13 protein-coding genes are annotated in these 16,058 nt (G+C 68.8%); 7 read left to right on the top strand and 6 right to left on the bottom strand.

Translation table 11 applies throughout. From position 1 onward, the window contains the following. Nucleotides 1–265: 265 nt before the first annotated feature. On the top strand, nucleotides 266–1,060 hold the full coding sequence (gene creB, locus BM013_RS16925) for a two-component system response regulator CreB (RefSeq protein WP_093128799.1): 795 nt from the start codon (nucleotides 266–268) through the stop codon (nucleotides 1,058–1,060). Further along, nucleotides 1,057–2,511, top strand: coding sequence for a two-component system sensor histidine kinase CreC (gene creC / locus BM013_RS16930; RefSeq protein WP_093128800.1), 1,455 nt, complete (start codon nucleotides 1,057–1,059; stop codon nucleotides 2,509–2,511). Before creB ends, creC begins: the two co-directional genes overlap by 4 nt. Here creC and BM013_RS16935 read toward each other — a convergent pair. From BM013_RS16935 to creD, 5 genes are all read right to left on the bottom strand, one after another. Then, nucleotides 2,505–3,428, bottom strand: a complete 924-nt coding sequence (locus BM013_RS16935) for an acyl-CoA desaturase (protein WP_093128801.1) — start codon at nucleotides 3,426–3,428, stop codon at nucleotides 2,505–2,507. The genes creC and BM013_RS16935 overlap by 7 nt on opposite strands. A gap of 8 nt (nucleotides 3,429–3,436) precedes the next feature. Then, entirely contained in the window at nucleotides 3,437–4,042 is a 606-nt protein-coding gene (locus BM013_RS16940; protein WP_093128802.1) for a hypothetical protein, read from the bottom strand. Between the two features lie 109 nt (nucleotides 4,043–4,151). Beyond that, complete coding sequence (locus tag BM013_RS16945) at nucleotides 4,152–6,560, bottom strand: penicillin-binding protein 1A (protein ID WP_177225491.1); 2,409 nt, start codon at nucleotides 6,558–6,560, stop codon at nucleotides 4,152–4,154. A gap of 46 nt (nucleotides 6,561–6,606) precedes the next feature. Next, nucleotides 6,607–7,899: a glycoside hydrolase family 3 N-terminal domain-containing protein gene (locus tag BM013_RS16950; RefSeq protein ID WP_093128803.1), complete on the bottom strand. Its 1,293-nt coding sequence runs from the start codon at nucleotides 7,897–7,899 to the stop codon at nucleotides 6,607–6,609. Then, complete coding sequence (gene creD / locus BM013_RS16955; protein WP_093128804.1) at nucleotides 7,896–9,404, bottom strand: cell envelope integrity protein CreD; 1,509 nt, start codon at nucleotides 9,402–9,404, stop codon at nucleotides 7,896–7,898. The genes BM013_RS16950 and creD overlap by 4 nt, the downstream gene beginning before the upstream one ends. Before the next feature lie 204 nt (nucleotides 9,405–9,608). Between creD and BM013_RS16960 the strand changes: the two genes are divergently transcribed. The 5 genes from BM013_RS16960 to BM013_RS16980 all read left to right on the top strand — a co-directional run bounded on the left by BM013_RS16960 (nucleotide 9,609) and on the right by BM013_RS16980 (nucleotide 15,274). Further along, nucleotides 9,609–11,669 carry a VIT and vWA domain-containing protein gene (locus BM013_RS16960; RefSeq protein ID WP_093128805.1) on the top strand — a complete coding sequence of 687 codons (2,061 nt, stop codon included), beginning with the start codon at nucleotides 9,609–9,611 and terminating at the stop codon, nucleotides 11,667–11,669. Nucleotides 11,670–11,710: 41 nt separating this feature from the next. Further along, nucleotides 11,711–12,640, top strand: a complete 930-nt coding sequence (gene xrtQ, locus BM013_RS16965; RefSeq protein ID WP_093128806.1) for an exosortase Q — start codon at nucleotides 11,711–11,713, stop codon at nucleotides 12,638–12,640. After that, entirely contained in the window at nucleotides 12,621–13,190 is a 570-nt protein-coding gene (locus tag BM013_RS16970) for a hypothetical protein (protein ID WP_093128807.1), read from the top strand. The genes xrtQ and BM013_RS16970 overlap by 20 nt, the downstream gene beginning before the upstream one ends. Nucleotides 13,191–13,281: 91 nt before the next feature. Then, complete coding sequence (locus tag BM013_RS16975) at nucleotides 13,282–14,475, top strand: biosynthetic peptidoglycan transglycosylase (protein ID WP_256219928.1); 1,194 nt, start codon at nucleotides 13,282–13,284, stop codon at nucleotides 14,473–14,475. 25 nt (nucleotides 14,476–14,500) lie between these two features. After that, nucleotides 14,501–15,274 (top strand): GNAT family N-acetyltransferase, encoded by a 774-nt coding sequence (locus BM013_RS16980; RefSeq protein ID WP_093128809.1) that lies wholly within the window; start codon nucleotides 14,501–14,503, stop codon nucleotides 15,272–15,274. Nucleotides 15,275–15,316: 42 nt separating this feature from the next. Here BM013_RS16980 and BM013_RS16985 read toward each other — a convergent pair whose 3' ends face one another. Next, nucleotides 15,317–15,985 carry a TetR/AcrR family transcriptional regulator gene (locus BM013_RS16985; protein ID WP_093128810.1) on the bottom strand — a complete coding sequence of 223 codons (669 nt, stop codon included), beginning with the start codon at nucleotides 15,983–15,985 and terminating at the stop codon, nucleotides 15,317–15,319. Between the last annotated feature and the right edge of the window lie 73 nt (nucleotides 15,986–16,058).

A 16,058-nucleotide genomic window follows, 5' to 3' on the forward strand; every position in this document is an offset into this window, starting at 1 on the left:
TTGTTCATATGGCGGGTACAAACCCGAAGCAGGGCTGCGCACAGTGACGGACGTATGACAAGTGCTTGTCGCATAACGAAAAAAGCGGCATGTCCACAGAAGAGTGCGACCCTTATCTACTACTACTAATTTGAATAAGAAGAATAAGAAGATAGGGAACAGGGAAAGCTGCGCGCAAAAAAAGGCCGCGAACGGCCGCGCCGGTCCACGGCGCCTTGGGCGGAACACGGTCCTGCCGCTCCTCTGCCCTCGCTAACATCCGCGGATGAGCTTCAAACCCCGGATCCTGATCGCCGAAGACGAATCGGGCATCGCCGACACGCTGCAGTACGTCCTGAAAAGCGACGGATTCATCCCGGTCTGGTGCGCCACGGCCGAGGAAGCCATCGCCCAGTTCGCGCAGGAGCCGCCGGCGCTGGCCATCCTGGACATCGGATTGCCCGACCTGAACGGCTTCGAGCTCTTCAAACGCCTCCAGGCGCTCAATCAGTCGATGGGCGGCCCGGAGGTACCGATGGTGTTCTTGACGGCCCGCAGCGACGAAATAGACCGCGTGGTGGGCCTTGAACTCGGTGCGGACGACTACATTGCCAAGCCGTTCTCGCCACGCGAGCTGGTGGCACGGGTCCGCACGATCCTGCGGCGCAGCGCCAGGAACGGCCCAGGAGCCCCGCCAGCGGCCGCACCCGCGAACCATGGGGTGCCCCATCAAATCGCGCCTGCGGCGCCTCCTGCGGGCCCGCAGGCCCCTGCAATGCCGTTCCTGCTCGACAACGAGCGCATGCAGATCCGGTATTACGGCCGCCTGCTCGAACTCTCGCGCTACGAATACGGCCTGCTGAGACTGCTGGTGCAGCGCCCCGGCCGCGTCTTCACGCGCGACGAACTGCTGCAGCTGGTCTGGGACGACGCGAGCGACAGCTTCGACCGCACGGTCGACGCCCACATCAAGACCCTGCGCGCCAAACTCAAGGCGATCGCGCCCGAGGTCGAGCCGATCCGCACGCTGCGCGGCACCGGCTACGCACTGAACGAAGAACTGCCCGCCAAGGCGTCGTGACCCGGCGCACGCGGATCTTCATCGGCATCCTGCTGATCTACACGGCGGGCATCGCCTTCCTGCTGTACCGCGTCGTTTCCGACATCGACCCGCGCTACCGCGAGTCGGCCGAGGAATCGCTGGTCGAGACCTCGCAGCTGGTGGCCAGCCTGGTCGAGCAGGACGTCATTGCCGGTGCCATCAACACGGCGCGGCTGGAGCCGCTGTTCCGCACGGTCTATGCGCGTGAGTTTTCCGCGCAGATCTACAACCTGCACAAGAGCCGCGTCGAGCTGCGCGTGTACGTCACCGACCGCAGCGGGCGCGTGATGTTCGACTCGCTCGGCAGGAACCTGGGCGCCGACTATTCGCAATGGAGCGACGTGAGCCGCACGCTCGCCGGGCTGTACGGCGCGCGCACCTCGCGCGACGTCGACGGCGACCCGCGCACCTCGGTGATGTACGTCGGCGCGCCGATCCGCTGGAACAACGAGATCGTCGGCATGGTCAGCGTCGGCAAGCCGGTGCAGAGCTTCGGCCAGTTCGTGGAAGACGCGCGCGGACGCACGATCTGGGTGGGCGTGGGTTCGGCGCTCGCGCTGCTGCTGCTCACCTTGATCGTTTCGGTCTGGCTGGTGCGGCCCTTCGGGCTGGTCCGCGACTACTGGACATGGGTGCACGCCCAGAACCGCGTGGGCAGCCTGAGCCTGTCGCGCATGGCGCGGCGCGCGGTCGATGGCGTGCGCACCGGCTTCAACGAAATGCGCGACGCGCTCACCGGGCGCAACTACGTGGCCGACTACGTGCAGACCTTCACGCACGAAGTGAAGAGCCCACTGTCGGCGATCCGCGGCGCGGCCGAGCTGCTGCAGGAACCGTCGATGCCGCACGCGGAGCGCGAGCGTTTCCTGAAGAACATCGAACGCGAGACGCAGCGCATCCAGGAAATCGTCGACCGCATGATGGAGCTCACCGCGCTGGAGACGCGGCGCACGCTCGACCGCACCGACGCGGTGGCGCTCGGCCCGCTGATCGAGGACATCGTGCTCAGCGCGCAGCCCGCGGCGGCCAAGCGCAACATCCGGCTGCTGGTGAACATTCGCGACGGGGCGCGCGCCGAAGGCGATCCGTTCCTGCTGCGCCGCGCCATCAGCAACCTGTTGGACAACGCCATCGACTTCTCACCGCGCGACAGCGAGGTGCTGCTCACGCTGGAAACCACCTCGAAGCTTGCGCGCGTGAGCGTGCGCGACCACGGGCCGGGCATTCCGGAATACGCACAGGAAAAAGTCTTCCAGAAGTTCTATTCGCTCGCCAGGCCGCACAACCAGAAGAAGAGCACGGGGCTCGGCCTGGCGTTCGTGAAAGAAATCGCGGCACTGCACCGCGGCCGCATCGAGCTCGGCAATGCATCGCGCGGCGGCGCCGTTGCAACGCTCACGCTGCCGCTGCTGGCGGCCTCGCATCACTGAACAGGGTTCAGCGGCCTGAGCTCCGGACGCGGCGGCAGCGACTCGGGCAGGCGCAGGTCCCACGCGAGGCCGCAGTGCTCGAGCAGCCTGAGCGTCCACCAGCCCGGGTCCCATTCGCCGGGCGCGAGTCCCAGCCGGGCCGAGCCCGGAAACGCGTGGTGGTTGTTGTGCCAGCTCTCGCCCATGGTCAGCAGCGAGGTCCACGGGATGTTGCGGCCCTGCACCGCGGCGCCGCGCACCTCGTAGTTCATCGCGCCCTGGTTGTGCGCGAACCAGCCGATCAGCCAGTGGCCCAGCACGCCCGCGGTGACACGCGCGCACACGCCCCAGACAACGAAGGCCCAGCCGCCCCAGAAGTGGAAGAGCACGGCCACGGGCAGTTGCTGCAGCATCCAGGTCCGCTCGAGCACACGCAGGAAACGGTCGTCGGCGATCAGGGGTTCGAGCTGGATGTGCGGCGGGTGCGAAAGATGAAGCTCGCAATGCAGCTGCCACCATGCGTCGGCCCAGAAGCCACGGCCGTGCCGCAGGTAGTCGTGGCAGGTGGGCAGGCGCTGCGCGAAGTCGCGCAGTTCATGCTGGCGAAGAATGCCCAGCGGCCCGGCCAGGCCGACCAGCACGCCGCAATAGACCAACGCGCAGCGCAACCACCGCGGGCATTGAAAGCTGTGATGGATCAGCTGCCGATGGCTGCCCAGCGAATGGCCGAACAACAGCACGAACGCGGTGCTGGCAACGAACAGCGCCAGGGCGTCCCAGCGAAAGAAAAAACAGCCGCCGAGCAGTGCGGCCGCGGCCATGCCGCAGAACCAGAGCGACTTGAGCGGTGCGTACCTGACCTCGCCTTCGAGCACCTGCGCCGCGAGATCGGCTGGCCCTGCACGAACACGGTGGTGATCGAGGCCGGCCGGCTGCACCGCGCGCCTCAGCTGCCGGTCAATGCGCCGTAGGCGCTGCGCGTTTCACGACTCACGGCGTCGAGCAGCTGCGCGTAGGAGGTCTGGTGGCGTGCCAGCATGCGCGCCGACGCGACGGTCTTCGAACGGCAGAACCAGTGGCAGGTGTGCTGCAGCAGGAACAGTTCGGCCGACATGGTGTACGCCTTCGACTTCGGCGAGCGGTTGGCGTCGTTGCGCGTCACGCCGGCAATGCCGCGCGCATGGACCAGCAAGAGCTGGCGCAGGTCGAGGGTGGTGGCCGGCAAGGTCGCATTGACCAGCGGAATGGCCACCGGCAGCTTGCTCATGCGCGTGAGCGGCTCGGGCAGGCGCGACATTTCGGCGGCGAAGCTGTCCAGCTGCGAAGAGATCTTTTCCTCGGTGGCGTCGAGCAGGTGCCAGATCTGCTGGCGGCGTTCGGCGTCGTCTTCGCCCAGGCAGCGCAGGTAGCCGGAGGTCAGGCTTTCCATGAGGCGCTCGATCTGGTAGCGGCCGAGGTGGCTGCCCAGCAGCGCGATGCGCAGGCGCTGTTCCCTGGACTTGAGGATGTAGAAGCCGGCGGCAATGAGTGCCACCAGGGTGAGGATTTCCATGAATGCGTGGGGAAGAAAAAAAGAAGGCGGGTCGCAGCACCGAGTGTAGGCACCGCGACCCGCCTTCTTTTCGATGGCCTGGCCTGCAGGAAAAAGGGAGCCTGAAAACCTACCTGAAGAAGTCCAGGATCTTGTTGCGTTCCTCGGGCTGCGGCGGCGGGCCCAGCGGTGCGCCGGTGAGCACTCCCACCGGCTGCGGCGCCTCGGTGCTTTCCACGCCCAGGCTCGCCACGTTGTGGCCCGGCGTGAAGTCGTCGAAGTACCACTCGCCGTCGACGTTCACCACGCCCGGCGGTTCGGCCGGCTGCGTCACGGGCACGCCCTGCAGCGCGGTCTGCATGTAGCCGATCCAGATCGGCAGGCTCAGGCTGCCGCCGGTCTCGCCGCGCACGCCGAGCTGGCGCGGCGTGTCGTAGCCGATCCACGCGATGCCGACCATGCTCGGCTGGAAGCCCGCGAACCAGGTGTCGAACGAGTCGTTGGTGGTGCCGGTCTTGCCGTAGAGGTCGTCGCGCTTGAGCGCCTGGTGCGCCTTGAAGCCGGTGCCGCTCTTCACCACGCTCTGCAGCAGCGAATCCATGATGAAGGCGTTGCGCTGCGGAATGGCGCGGCGGGTTTCGTCGAGCACCGGCGCCTCGGTTTCCATGATGACCTTGTCGCGCAGGTCGGTCACGCGCGTCACCAGGTACGGATTCACGCGGTAGCCGCCGTTGGCGAACACCGAGTAGCCCACGGCCATCTGCATCGGCGTGACCGAGCCGGCGCCCAGGCCCATCGGCAGGTTGGCGGGCTGCTTGTCCTTGTCGAAGCCGAACTTGGTGACCCAGTCCTGCGCGTATGGCGCGCCGATCGACTGCAGCACGCGCAGCGTGACCAGGTTCTTCGACTTCATGAGCGCGGTGCGCAGCGGCATCGGGCCTTCGTAGGTGCCTTCGAAGTTCTTCGGCTCCCACGGCTGGCCGCCGTTGGCGGCGGCATCGAAGTACAGCGGCGCGTCGTTCACCACGGTGGCGGGCGTGAAGCCCTTTTCGAGCGCGGCCGAATAGATGAAGGGCTTGAAGCTCGAGCCCGGCTGGCGCCAGGCCTGCGTCACGTGGTTGAACTTGTTCTTGCCGAAGTCGAAGCCGCCCACCAGCGCCTTGATGGCGCCGCTGCGCGGGTCCATGCCGATGAAGGCGCCTTCCACCTCGGGCAGCTGCGTGATCTCCCAGGTGTTCTTCGGCGTTCTTGCCGCGCGGATCACCGCGCCGCGGCGGATCTTGATGTTCGGCGGCGCCTTGGCGGCCAGGCCCGACTGCGCGGGCTTCAGGCCATCGCCGGTGATCTGGATGGTTTCGCCGTTGGCGCGCACCGCGCTGATTTCCTTGGCGCTGGCATCGAGCACCACCGCCGCGACCACGTCGCCGTTGTCGGGGTGCTCGGCCAGTGCGTCGTCCACGGCCTCGTCGACTTCCTTCTGCTCGCTCGGCAGGTCGACGAACTTCTCGGGGCCGCGGTAGGGCTGGCGGCGCTCGTAGTCCATGATGCCCTTGCGCAGCGACTTGTACGCCGCCGCCTGGTCGGCCGCCACCAGCGAGGTGTAGACCTTCATGCCGCTGGTGTAGATGCTGTCGCCGTACTGCGCGTACATCATCTGGCGCACCGTCTCGGCCACGTACTCGGCATGCAGCCGGCCGGGGTCGGCGGCGTCGCGCAGGTGCAGCTCTTCTTTCTTCGCGGCGGCCGCCTGCTCGGCGGTGATGAAGCCGGTTTCCTGCATGCGGTCGATCACGTACAGCTGGCGCGCCCGCGCGCGGCGCGGGTTGGCCACCGGGTTGTTGGCGCCGGGCGCCTTCGGCAGGCCGGCCAGCATGGCGGCCTCGGCGATGGTCACGTTCTGCAGCGGCTTGCCGAAGTAGGTCTCGGCGGCGGCGGCGAAACCGTAGGCGCGGTTGCCCAGGTAGATCTGGTTCAGGTAGATCTCCAGGATCTGGTCCTTCGTGAGCTGCTGCTCGAGCCGCAGCGCCAGCAGGATCTCGTACGACTTGCGGCTCAGCGTGCGCTCCGAGCTCAGGTACACGTTGCGCGCCACCTGCATCGTGATGGTCGAGGCGCCCTGCTTGCGCCCGCCCTTCAGGCTGGCCACGGCCGCGCGCAGGAAGCCCTTGTAGTCCACGCCGCCGTGGTCGTAGAAGCGCGCGTCTTCCACGGCCAGCACCGCGTCTTTCATGACCTTGGGAATGTTCGCGAACGGCGTGAGGTTGCGGCGCTCTTCACCGAACTCGCCGATCATCTGGCCTTCGCTCGAATACACGCGCAGCGGCAGCTTGGGGCGGTAGTCGGCCAGCTCGGACACGTCGGGCAGCTTCGGGTAGATGGCCACCACGGCCACGATGGCCGCGACGATGGCCACCAGCGCGCCGGAGCCCACCGCGATGGCGCCCCACCCCGCGACGCGCTTCCAGCGGCGGTTCGGATCGGCGGGTTGGTCGCCGCCGTCGGTGCCGTCGGGAGGAGTTGAGCTTGAACGTTTGGACATAAGAAAGAAGACGGGGAAAAGACGGGAAAAAGACGGTAGCGGCTGGCTAGCGAAAGGATTGGAGCCGCTGCGCGCCGCGGCGTTCCAGCATCGGGAGATCGAGCGCGCCGCGCTGCGCGGCCTGCAGCGCACAGTGCATGGCGTCGAAGTACTTGTCGTGGTCGAAGGCGATCAGCAAGAGGTCCACGCCGGCGTCGAGGGCTCGGACAGTGGCATCGCAGAGACCGCGGTTGTAGGCCGCGCCCATCGTGAGATCGTCGGTGACGAGCAGGCCCCGGTAGCCCCATTCGCCTCGAATCACCTGCTGCACGATTCTGCGCGAGAAAGAGACCGGGTAGTCGGCGTCGAGTTCCGCAAGGATGACATGGCCCAGCATGATCGCTGCGTCAGATTGTTTCGACACTTCTTGAAATGGTTTCCAGTCTTGCGTTGCCAGACGGGCGACCGGCGTGCGCAGTTCGGCGGCGAAGTGGTGGGTGTCTTCGGCCACGCCGGCCAGGCCGGGAAAGTGCTTCAAGGTGCCGCGAACGCCAGCAGATTCAAGGCCTTGCGCGTAAGCGAGCGCCACCTGCGTGGTGACCGCCGGGTCGCTGGAGATGGCGCGTTCGTCGATGCGGGTGTGAAAGTCCCAGCGGCCCGGCGCGCGGCCGGGGCGCAGGTCGACCACGGGGCTGAAATTGAGCGTGACGCCCAGGTCGGCCAGTGCCCTGCCCTGTTGCGCGCCGTAGGCGCGGGCGCTTTCGGAAAGCTGGTCTTCGGGCAGGTCGGCATCGAGCAGGGTCGACAGCGCGGGCTGGCGTTCGACCAGCGGCGACAGCCGCGAGACCGCGCCGCCTTCCTGGTCGGTCGCGACCACCAGTGGCGGCAGGCCGGCCTTGCGGCGCACGGCCTGCAGGCCCCGGATTTCTTCGCGCAACTGGCCGGCCGTGCGGCCTTTCACGTTGCGCCCGGTCACGAAGATGCCGCCGATCAGGCCCTTGCGGGCCAGCTCGCGCAGGTCGTTCGCGTCGTCGTAGCCGACGATGAAATGCGCGCCCAGCACCTGCGCCGCAGCGCCCGACGCGGCATTCACCTCGGCGCGGTGCTGGCGCGACGCGGCCTCGTTGCCCAGCGCCGTGAGCAATGCCGCGAAGGCCAGCCCGAGCGCCACCGGGCGCAGCACGCTGCGCGCGAACCGCCATGCAACGGCGATGCCCGCAACCAGCGCGGCCAGCAGCAGCGGCAGCTCCCACTCGCGCATGAAGCGCAGGTGCGGGTCCTTCAGGTGCCAGGCCCAGAACCACAGCGTGGCCAGGGCGAGCCAGCCCAGCGCGGCGCCGATGACCCGCAGCAGTTTCATGCCGGCCGGGCTTCAGCCGACACGGCGGGCGTTGCAACCGCCGGTTCGTTGCGCCGCGACAGCGCATACCAGTCGACCTTGCGCGTGACCAGCATCAGCGCGGCCAGCATGCCGAAGATCAGCAGCGCACCCAGCAGCAGCGCATTGCTTTCCGAGGCGAGCAGCCCGTAGAGCGCGCCGTACAGCAGCGCCACGAAAGCGCCGAACGACAGGCCGCGCCGCCAGCCTTCGAGCACGGCGCTGAAGTACACCGCCAGCAGCAGGACGCTGGCGCTCGCGGCACCGGCGTAGGCCAGCCAGAAGGCGAACTTCTCGGACAGCGCGAGCAGCAGCAGGAAGAACAGCGCGATCGACAGGCCCACCAGCCCGTACTGGATCGGATGCAGGCGCAGCTTGCGGAACAGCTCGAACATGAAGGCCGCCATCAGCACCAGGCCAATGAACAGCGCGCCGTACTTGCCGGCGCGCGTGCTCATCGAATACACGTTGATGGGCTGCGCGAGCGACACGTCGAAGGTCTGCAGCGTGCCCAGGTTGCGGCGCGGCGCGGCACTCGCCGCCTCGGCATAGCGCGAAGGGCTGGCGGCCGCTTCGGCGCCGTTGCCGTCGGTGGGCGCGGCGCGGCCCTGCAGGCCCGCGCGCACCTGTTCGCGCGCCGAGGTCACCAGCGACGACACGCGCCAGTGCGCGTCGAAGCCCTGTGGCGTCACGCTGCGCTCGGCGGCGAGAAAGCGCCCGCCGAAGCTCGGGTGCGCCCAGGGCGAGCTCAGGTGCGCGGTGGTTTCCTCGGCAATGGGCGCGATGGCCAGCGTGTCCTGCCCGACCAGGCCGAGCTTCATCTCGAACGGGATCGGCGTGCCGGCCTGCCATGCGGCGAGCGCGGCACCGGTCACGGGCGCATGGATGCCGTCGGCGAACCAGGCGTCGTCGGCCAGGCCCGGCACGCGCTGCCTGAAGCGCAGCGCTTCTCCGCCCATCACCATCGCGGGCGAGCCGTCGAGGCCGCGCAGGTCGCTCACGTTGAAGGCGATGAACGGCGCCCTGAACTCGATCTTCGAATCGCTCTCGCTGTGCGGCACGGCCTTCGGGTCGAAGGCCGCGAAGCCGCCGCCGAGCGTGGCGTTCAAGGTGTAGAACGGAATCTTGAAGATGCCGCGGTAGCGCTCCTGCGGCGCCATCGTGCCTTCGATGTGCAGCTTGTCGGGAAACACCACGTGGGCCATTTCCTTGCTGCGCGCCTCCTGGCCGATCACCTTGCCTTGCGCGTTGCGCTGCGGCTCCATCCAGCGTTCCACGTACGGCACCAGCAGCAGCGGGCCGACCATGGTCTGGCGGCCCGCATAGGTGGCGGCAAGTTCGCGCGCGGCTTCGCGCTGGCTCTCGCCGCGGGCGCGGTTGATCGAGTCGATCTCCGCCAGCGGGATGCACAGCAGCAGCAACAGGAAGAACAGGCCGGCCACCTTGACCAGCATCGAGCTCTGCAGGGCCCTCAACAACTGAAGCATTTTTCTTCTCCTCGTGTGTCAGCAATGGGGCGATGCTCGCCGCGCGATCCGAAGGCCGTGTGAAGGGGGCGCGCCGCCCGACTTCACACAGGCTTCACACGGCGCTTGCGCCTGTGTTTCGACTTCAACCGGCCTTCCAACTCCCTTCTCGCGCGGTGCCGACAGTTGCGGCTGTGCAAGTTCGCACGGACAAGGACCCCCGCCATGGAAGCCCACACCACCCCACGCCCCGGCCGCTGGCTCTGGCTCGCCACCGTGAGCCTGGCTGCCGCGGGCTTCGTCGCCATGGGCGTGCGCCCCGCGCATGCGCAGGAAGCGCCCGCCGGGCCGCTCCTGAAGACCGAGAGCCCCTACTTCTTCGTGAAGAGCGACGACCCCTCGGTCGATCGCCTGCCGCTGAAGGGCACCGAGGTCTCGGTGAAGATCTCCGGCGTGATCGCCGACGTGACGGTCACGCAGACCTACCGCAACGAAGGCCAGCGCGCCATCGAGGCGAAGTACGTGTTTCCCGGCTCGACCAAGGCCGCGGTGAGCGGCCTCAACGTGCGGCTGGCCGACCGGCTCATCACCGCGCAGATCCGCGAGAAGCAGCAGGCGCAGATCGAGTACGACACCGCCAAGAAGGAAGGCAAGACCGCCGCGCTGCTCGAGCAGCACCTGCCCAACGTGTTCCAGATGAACGTGGCCAACATCCTGCCGGGCGACGACGTGAAGGTGGAGCTGCGCTACACCGAGCTGCTGGTGCCGCAGTCGGGCAACTACCAGTTCGTGTTCCCGACCGTGGTCGGGCCGCGCTACAACTCGCCGCAGTCGGAGAACGCCGATGCCAAGTGGGTGGCGCAGCCCACGCTGCCCGCGGGCACCGCTCCCGCCACCGCCTTCAGGCTCAAGGCCACCATCGACACGCCGATGGGCCTGAAGGAAATCCGCTCGGCCACGCACACCATCGACGTGAAGAAGAGCGACGAAGACCAGCACGCCGACGTCGTGCTCACGGCCGACGGCCGCCCCGCGGACAACCGCGACTTCGTGCTCGACTACCGGCTGGCGGGCGAGAAGATCGAATCGGGCCTGATGCTCTACAAGGGCCAGGGTGAGAACGCCGAGAACTTCTTCCTCGCCATGGTGGAGCCGCCCAAGGCCGTGGCCGCCAGCGCCATCTCGCCGCGCGACTACATCTTCGTGGTCGACATCTCGGGCTCGATGCACGGCTTTCCGCTGGACACCGCCAAGACGGTGCTCCAGCGCCTGATCGGCGGCCTGCGCCCGAGCGACACCTTCAACGTGCTGCTGTTCTCGGGCAGCAACAAGATGCTGTCGCCGAAGTCGGTGCCGGCCACGCGCGCCAACATCGAGCAGGCGCTGGCCACGATCCAGAACTACAGCGGCAGCGGCAGCACCGAACTCATTCCGGCACTGAAGCGCGTGTACGCCGAACCGAAGGAAGACAACGTGTCGCGCACGGTGGTGGTGGTGACCGACGGCTACGTGACGGTCGAGCGCGAGGCCTTCGAGCTGGTGCGCAACAACCTGTCCAAGGCCAACGTGTTCGCCTTCGGCATCGGCTCGTCGGTGAACCGCAGCCTGATGGAAGGCATCGCGCGCGCCGGCATGGGCGAGCCTTTCATCATCACCGACCCGGTGCAGGCGCCCGAGCAGGCCGCGCGCTTTCGCCGCATGGTCGAGTCGCCGGTGCTCACGAACGTGAAGGCCACCTTCGGCGGCCTGGACGTGTACGACGTGGAACCGCAGGCGCTGCCCGACGTGCTGGGCGAACGCCCGGTGATCGTGTTCGGCAAGTGGCGTGGCGAGCCCAAGGGCCGCGTGATCATCGAAGGCCAGAGCGCCAGCGGCCCGTACCGCGAGGAAGTGCGCATCGACAGCCGCACGCGCCAGGACACGGCCGCGCTGCGCACGCTGTGGGCGCGCCACCGCATCCAGAGCCTGAGCGACCAGGAAACGCTGGAAGGCGGCACGGCCTTCAAGGACCGCATCACCGAGTTGGGCCTGAAGTACAGCCTGCTCACGCAGTACACGAGCTTCATCGCCGTGGACAAGGTGGTGCGCAACCTGGCGCCGCAGGACGGCGCGCAGGTCAACCAGCCGTTGCCCCTGCCGCAGGGCGTGAGCAACCTCGCGCTGGGCGCCGAGGTGCCGAGCACGCCCGAACCCGAATCGCTGGGCGCCATCGCCGTGGTGCTGTCGATGCTGGCGATGCTGCGCCGCCGCGCGCGCCGCAACGACGCGCGCCGGTTCACCGCCTGATCACCGCCGGTTCACCGCCCGATCCTTCGAGAAAGAACCACATGTCTCTGGCAACGCTCGCCCACCGCCATCCGCGCATCGTGGACTGGGGCATCCACATCGACCGCACGCCGGCCGCCGGCTGGCTGGCGCTGCAGTTCGCCGCGCTGGTGCCGACCTGGACCTGGATGGTCCAGCGCATGCGCGACGGCTCCGACGACCCGATGGGCCTGCTGGCGCTGGTTGCGCTCGCCGCGCTGGCGTGGAGCCGCCGGCGCGAACTGCGCGCCTCGCCGCGCCTGGGCTGGCTCGCGCTGGCCGGCGCGGGCACCGTGCTCGCGACGGTGCTGCGTACCGGGGTCGGCGGCCTGCCCGCATTGCCGCCGCTCGCGGCCGGCCTGGTGGCGGTGCTGGCGCTGTCGTGCGGGCTGTTGGCGTTCCTGCCGCGGCGCGTGGCCGCGCTGCCGGTGGCGGGGCTGTCGGTGCTGGCGTTGCCGCTGCTGTCGTCGCTGCAGTTCTATGCCGGCTACCCGCTGCGGGTGGTGACGGCCGAGGTCAGCCGCTGGCTGCTGTCGCCGGGCTTCGAGGTGGCGCGCGAAGGCGCGAGCCTGATGGTCGATGGCCGCCTGGTGATCGTCGACGCGCCCTGCTCCGGCGTGCAGATGGTCTGGCTCGGCTACTTCACGGCCTGCGCGGTGGCGCTGTGGGCCGGCCGCAGCGACCGCGGCTTCATGCGCCGGCTGCCGATGGTCGGCCTGTTCGTGCTGGCCGGCAACATCGTGCGCAACAGCGTGCTGATCGCCTTCGAGGGCGCCGGCCATCCGCTCGCGCCCTGGGCGCACAACACGCTGGGCCTGCTGGTGCTGGCGGTGGTGTGCGGCGCCATCGCCCGCCTGATGGTGCCGGTGCGCCCCGCGCCCGAACCCGCCGAAATGCCCATCGAGGGCCTGATCACCACCCAAGGAAGCCGCCATGTCGACACCGTTCTTTGAACGCTGGTTCGCCAACCATTTCATCAACCGCATCGGCCACAAGACGGCCTTCGCGCTGGCCATGGTGCTGTGCCTGCTGTGGTCGGCCGCCGCGGCGGTGCGCACGCCGGGCGAAACCGCCGCGGCCGTCGCGTCGCAGGAATGGCCGCGCGAATGGGACGGCGTTCCGCTGCGCCCGCTGGCGCTGAGCGAGGTCGAGCAGCGCTTTGCCGACCGCTTTCCCGGCGCCATCGGCCGCATGACCGACGGCACGCAGACGCTGGTGATGCGCGCCGTGGCGCAGCCCACGCGCATGCTGCACCCGGCGGTGGACTGCTACCGCGCGCTGGGCTACCGCATCGAGCAGGCCCGGCTGGAGCGCGATGCGCAGGAGCGGATGTGGCGCTGTTTTGTTGCGCAACGGCACGGCGCGCAAAAAATCCGTGTCTGCGAGCGCATCGTCGATGCCCAGGGCACGGCTTTCACTGACACTTCAGCCTGGTACTGGGCAGCGGCCAGCGGCCAGTCGCATGGGCCGTGGCAAGCGGTCACAGTGGCGAAACCCCTATGACGATCTGAGAAACGTGCCTGTGAAGAAGACCCTGCGATTTGTGCTTTTTGGCCTGCTGGCCTTGGTTGTTACTGCGTGTGTAGCTATCTTTTTGATAGTCAAGCTGGCGCTCGCGCCGGCGGCTGGCGAGTGGAGCACCACGGTGAAGGCGGGGCCGCTGAATTTCGAGATCGGCGTGCCGACGGCGGTGCGCGTGGCCACCTCGCCGTGGTTCGCGCCCTACCTGGACGGCCATTCGCTGGACACCCGCTTCGGCACCCTGCGCTTCGGCTGGAAGCCGGCCGGCGAGCTGCTCGAGATGCAGTGCGCGCCGTGCAGCGCCGACGTGCAGGCGCTGGGCACCCAGCCCATCAAGGTCGAACGCCTGGTCGCCACCGTGAAGCGCGACGGCAACACGCTCAACGGCACCTTCGAGGCCATGCCGCTGAGCACCGACACCACGCCGCTGCAGGGCCACTGGGACGGCAAGCTCGCGCCGAAGAGCCTGCAGCTCAACGCCAGCGTGCAGGACGCGCCCATCGCGCGCTGGTACGCGGTGCTGGTGCCCACGCTGCCCGAGCTGCAGCGCGCGCGCATCGGCGGCACGCTGGCGCTGCGCGGCCAGCTCGCGCTGCCCGACGCCACCTTCGCGGTGCAGCCGAACATCAGCCAGTTCACGGTGGAAGGGCTGGGCACCGAGGCCATGCTGAACGCGCGCACCAGCTGCGGCCCGTCGGCCAGGCTCACCAACGACAGCTGGCTGGCGCGCGCCGTCATCGCGGCGGAAGACCAGCGCTTCTTCACCCACACCGGCTACGACCTCACCGAGATCCTCGCGTCGATCGACAACAACCAGAAGCCCGGCCAGGTGCGCCGCGGCGGCAGCACGCTCACGCAGCAGCTGGCCAAGCTGCTGGTGACGGGCAGCGACCGCACCGCCGAGCGCAAGCTGCGCGAGCTGCTCTACGCGGTGGAAATGGAGCAGACGCTGGGCAAGGCGCGCATCCTGCAGCTGTACCTGGACAACGCGCCCTGGGGCGGCAACATCTGCGGCGCCGAGGCCGCGGCGCGCCGCTACTTCAAGCGCAGCGCGCGCACGCTGGAACCGGCGCAGGCCGTGTGGCTGGCCGCCATGCTGCACAAGCCGCAGGCCGTGCTCGAACAATGGCGGCGCGACGGCCACATCGACGCCGACCGCATCAAGTGGGTGGCCGAGGGCATCCGCGGCATCAGCCGGAACCAGCGCGAAGCGCTGCTCAAGGGCGTGGCCGCGGCGAAGTTCACGGCACCGGAGGCCGCACCGTGAGAACCGCAAGAACCATCGAAACCCAATGAACACCGCAGCGCCGAGCGTCACCGACATCGAAGCCATCGAACGGGCCACCGTCAGCGCGGTCTCGCCCGACCTCACCGAGGAAATCGACGGCTGGCTGCTGCCTTTCTCGGGCGGCACCGTGAAGCGCGCCAGGTCGGCCGTGCCGCTGCACCGCAGCGCGGTCGAGCCGGCCACGCTCGACCGCATCGAGGACCGCTACGACAGCCGCCAGGTCGCGCCCGCGCTGCGGCTGGCCGACGCGCCCTGCTTCGAGGGCTTGCGCGCCGAGCTGGAGCGCCGGCACTACGTGGACGACAGCCCGACCTGCGTGCAGGCCGCCTCGACCCAGCGCATGCGCCGGCTGGTGGCGCCCGGCGCGCCGCTGGCCGACATCGACCGCGCGCCCGACGACGCCTGGGCGGCGCTGTTCCTCGGCGAGGGCTTCGACCCGGTCGACGGCGCGCACCGCGTGCGCATGCTGTCGCGCGCCCAGGGCTCGCTCTACGCCAGCGTGCGCGAGGGCGGCCGCACGGTGGCGGCGGGCGCGATGGCCTTCGGCCATGGCTGGGCCAGCGTGCACGGCATGCGCACCGACAAGGCGCAGCGCGGGCGCGGCCTGGCGGGGCGGGTGCTGGCCGGCTTCGCGCAGGCGGCGCTGGAACGCGGCTTCGAGCGCGTGTTCCTGCAGGTCGACGCGCAGAACCAGGCGGCGCTGGCGCTGTACCGCCGCGCGGGGTTCGAGACGCGATGGCAGTACAGCTACTGGCAGCGCCAGCAGTGGCCGCGATGATCCGAGTCGAGCCGAGGTGAGCCGAGTTGAATCGGGCCTGGGCTAGCTTGCCGCCGGCGGCGCCTCGCCGGCCTCGAAGCCGAATCGCACATCCTTCAACGCCCGGTCGACCAGATCGACCGGGTCGTCGAAATCCGGCGCCACCTTGATGATGCCGCGCAGGCGCTGGTCGATCAGCAGGGTCGCCAGCCCATGCACATAGCCCCAGGCCGCGGTGATGCGCATGGCCTCGGCGGCGTTCAGCGAGACCGGCGCGTCGCCCGGGGGCTCGTCCTTCGCGCCGATGATCGCGGCCATCACGCGCATCGCCTCGCGCGCCGCCGCGTTGAGCACGGGGCGCTGCATGTCGATCATCTCGTTGCGGAACATGAGGCCGAACATGGCCGGGTTGTCGTAGGCGAAGTGCACGTACGCATGGGCGATGGCATGGCGCCGATTGCCCAGGTCGGGCGGCTCAGGGTGTGCGGCCGCGGCGTCGCGCATGGCGTCGCTCAGGCGCGCGTAGCCGACGGCGGCCAGCTCGCTCACCAGGCCGGTCATGTCGCCGAAATGGTGCTTGGGCGCGGTGTGCGACACGCCCGCTTCCCGTGCGATCGCCCGCAGGCCCAGGCCGGGGATGCCGTCGCGCAGCAGCACGGCTTCGGCGGCGGCCAGCAGGGCTTCGGGCAGCGAGCCGTGGTGATAGCGCTTGGTCGGGGCGTCGGTGGTCATTCTTGAAAAACAGCGGGAAGGCAGAAGCGCTCAAAAATCTTACCACTGGAAAAATTTCTTGACTTCGACGGCC

Source organism: Variovorax sp. OK605, assembly GCF_900115445.1.
In the GTDB taxonomy this organism is placed as follows: Bacteria; Pseudomonadota; Gammaproteobacteria; order Burkholderiales; family Burkholderiaceae_C; genus Variovorax.

Bases quoted from the DNA above. Each gene is read 5' to 3' on its own strand.
- creB (WP_093128799.1), top strand. From the start codon at position 266: ATGAGCTTCAAACCCCGGATCCTGATCGCCGAAGACGAATCGGGCATC.
- BM013_RS16940 (WP_093128802.1), bottom strand. From the start codon at position 4,042: ATGGAAATCCTCACCCTGGTGGCACTCATTGCCGCCGGCTTCTACATC.
- BM013_RS16945 (WP_177225491.1), bottom strand. From the start codon at position 6,560: ATGTCCAAACGTTCAAGCTCAACTCCTCCCGACGGCACCGACGGCGGC.
- BM013_RS16950 (WP_093128803.1), bottom strand. From the start codon at position 7,899: ATGAAACTGCTGCGGGTCATCGGCGCCGCGCTGGGCTGGCTCGCCCTG.
- creD (WP_093128804.1), bottom strand. From the start codon at position 9,404: ATGCTTCAGTTGTTGAGGGCCCTGCAGAGCTCGATGCTGGTCAAGGTG.
- BM013_RS16960 (WP_093128805.1), top strand. From the start codon at position 9,609: ATGGAAGCCCACACCACCCCACGCCCCGGCCGCTGGCTCTGGCTCGCC.
- xrtQ (WP_093128806.1), top strand. From the start codon at position 11,711: ATGTCTCTGGCAACGCTCGCCCACCGCCATCCGCGCATCGTGGACTGG.
- BM013_RS16970 (WP_093128807.1), top strand. From the start codon at position 12,621: ATGTCGACACCGTTCTTTGAACGCTGGTTCGCCAACCATTTCATCAAC.
- BM013_RS16980 (WP_093128809.1), top strand. From the start codon at position 14,501: ATGAACACCGCAGCGCCGAGCGTCACCGACATCGAAGCCATCGAACGG.
- BM013_RS16985 (WP_093128810.1), bottom strand. From the start codon at position 15,985: ATGACCACCGACGCCCCGACCAAGCGCTATCACCACGGCTCGCTGCCC.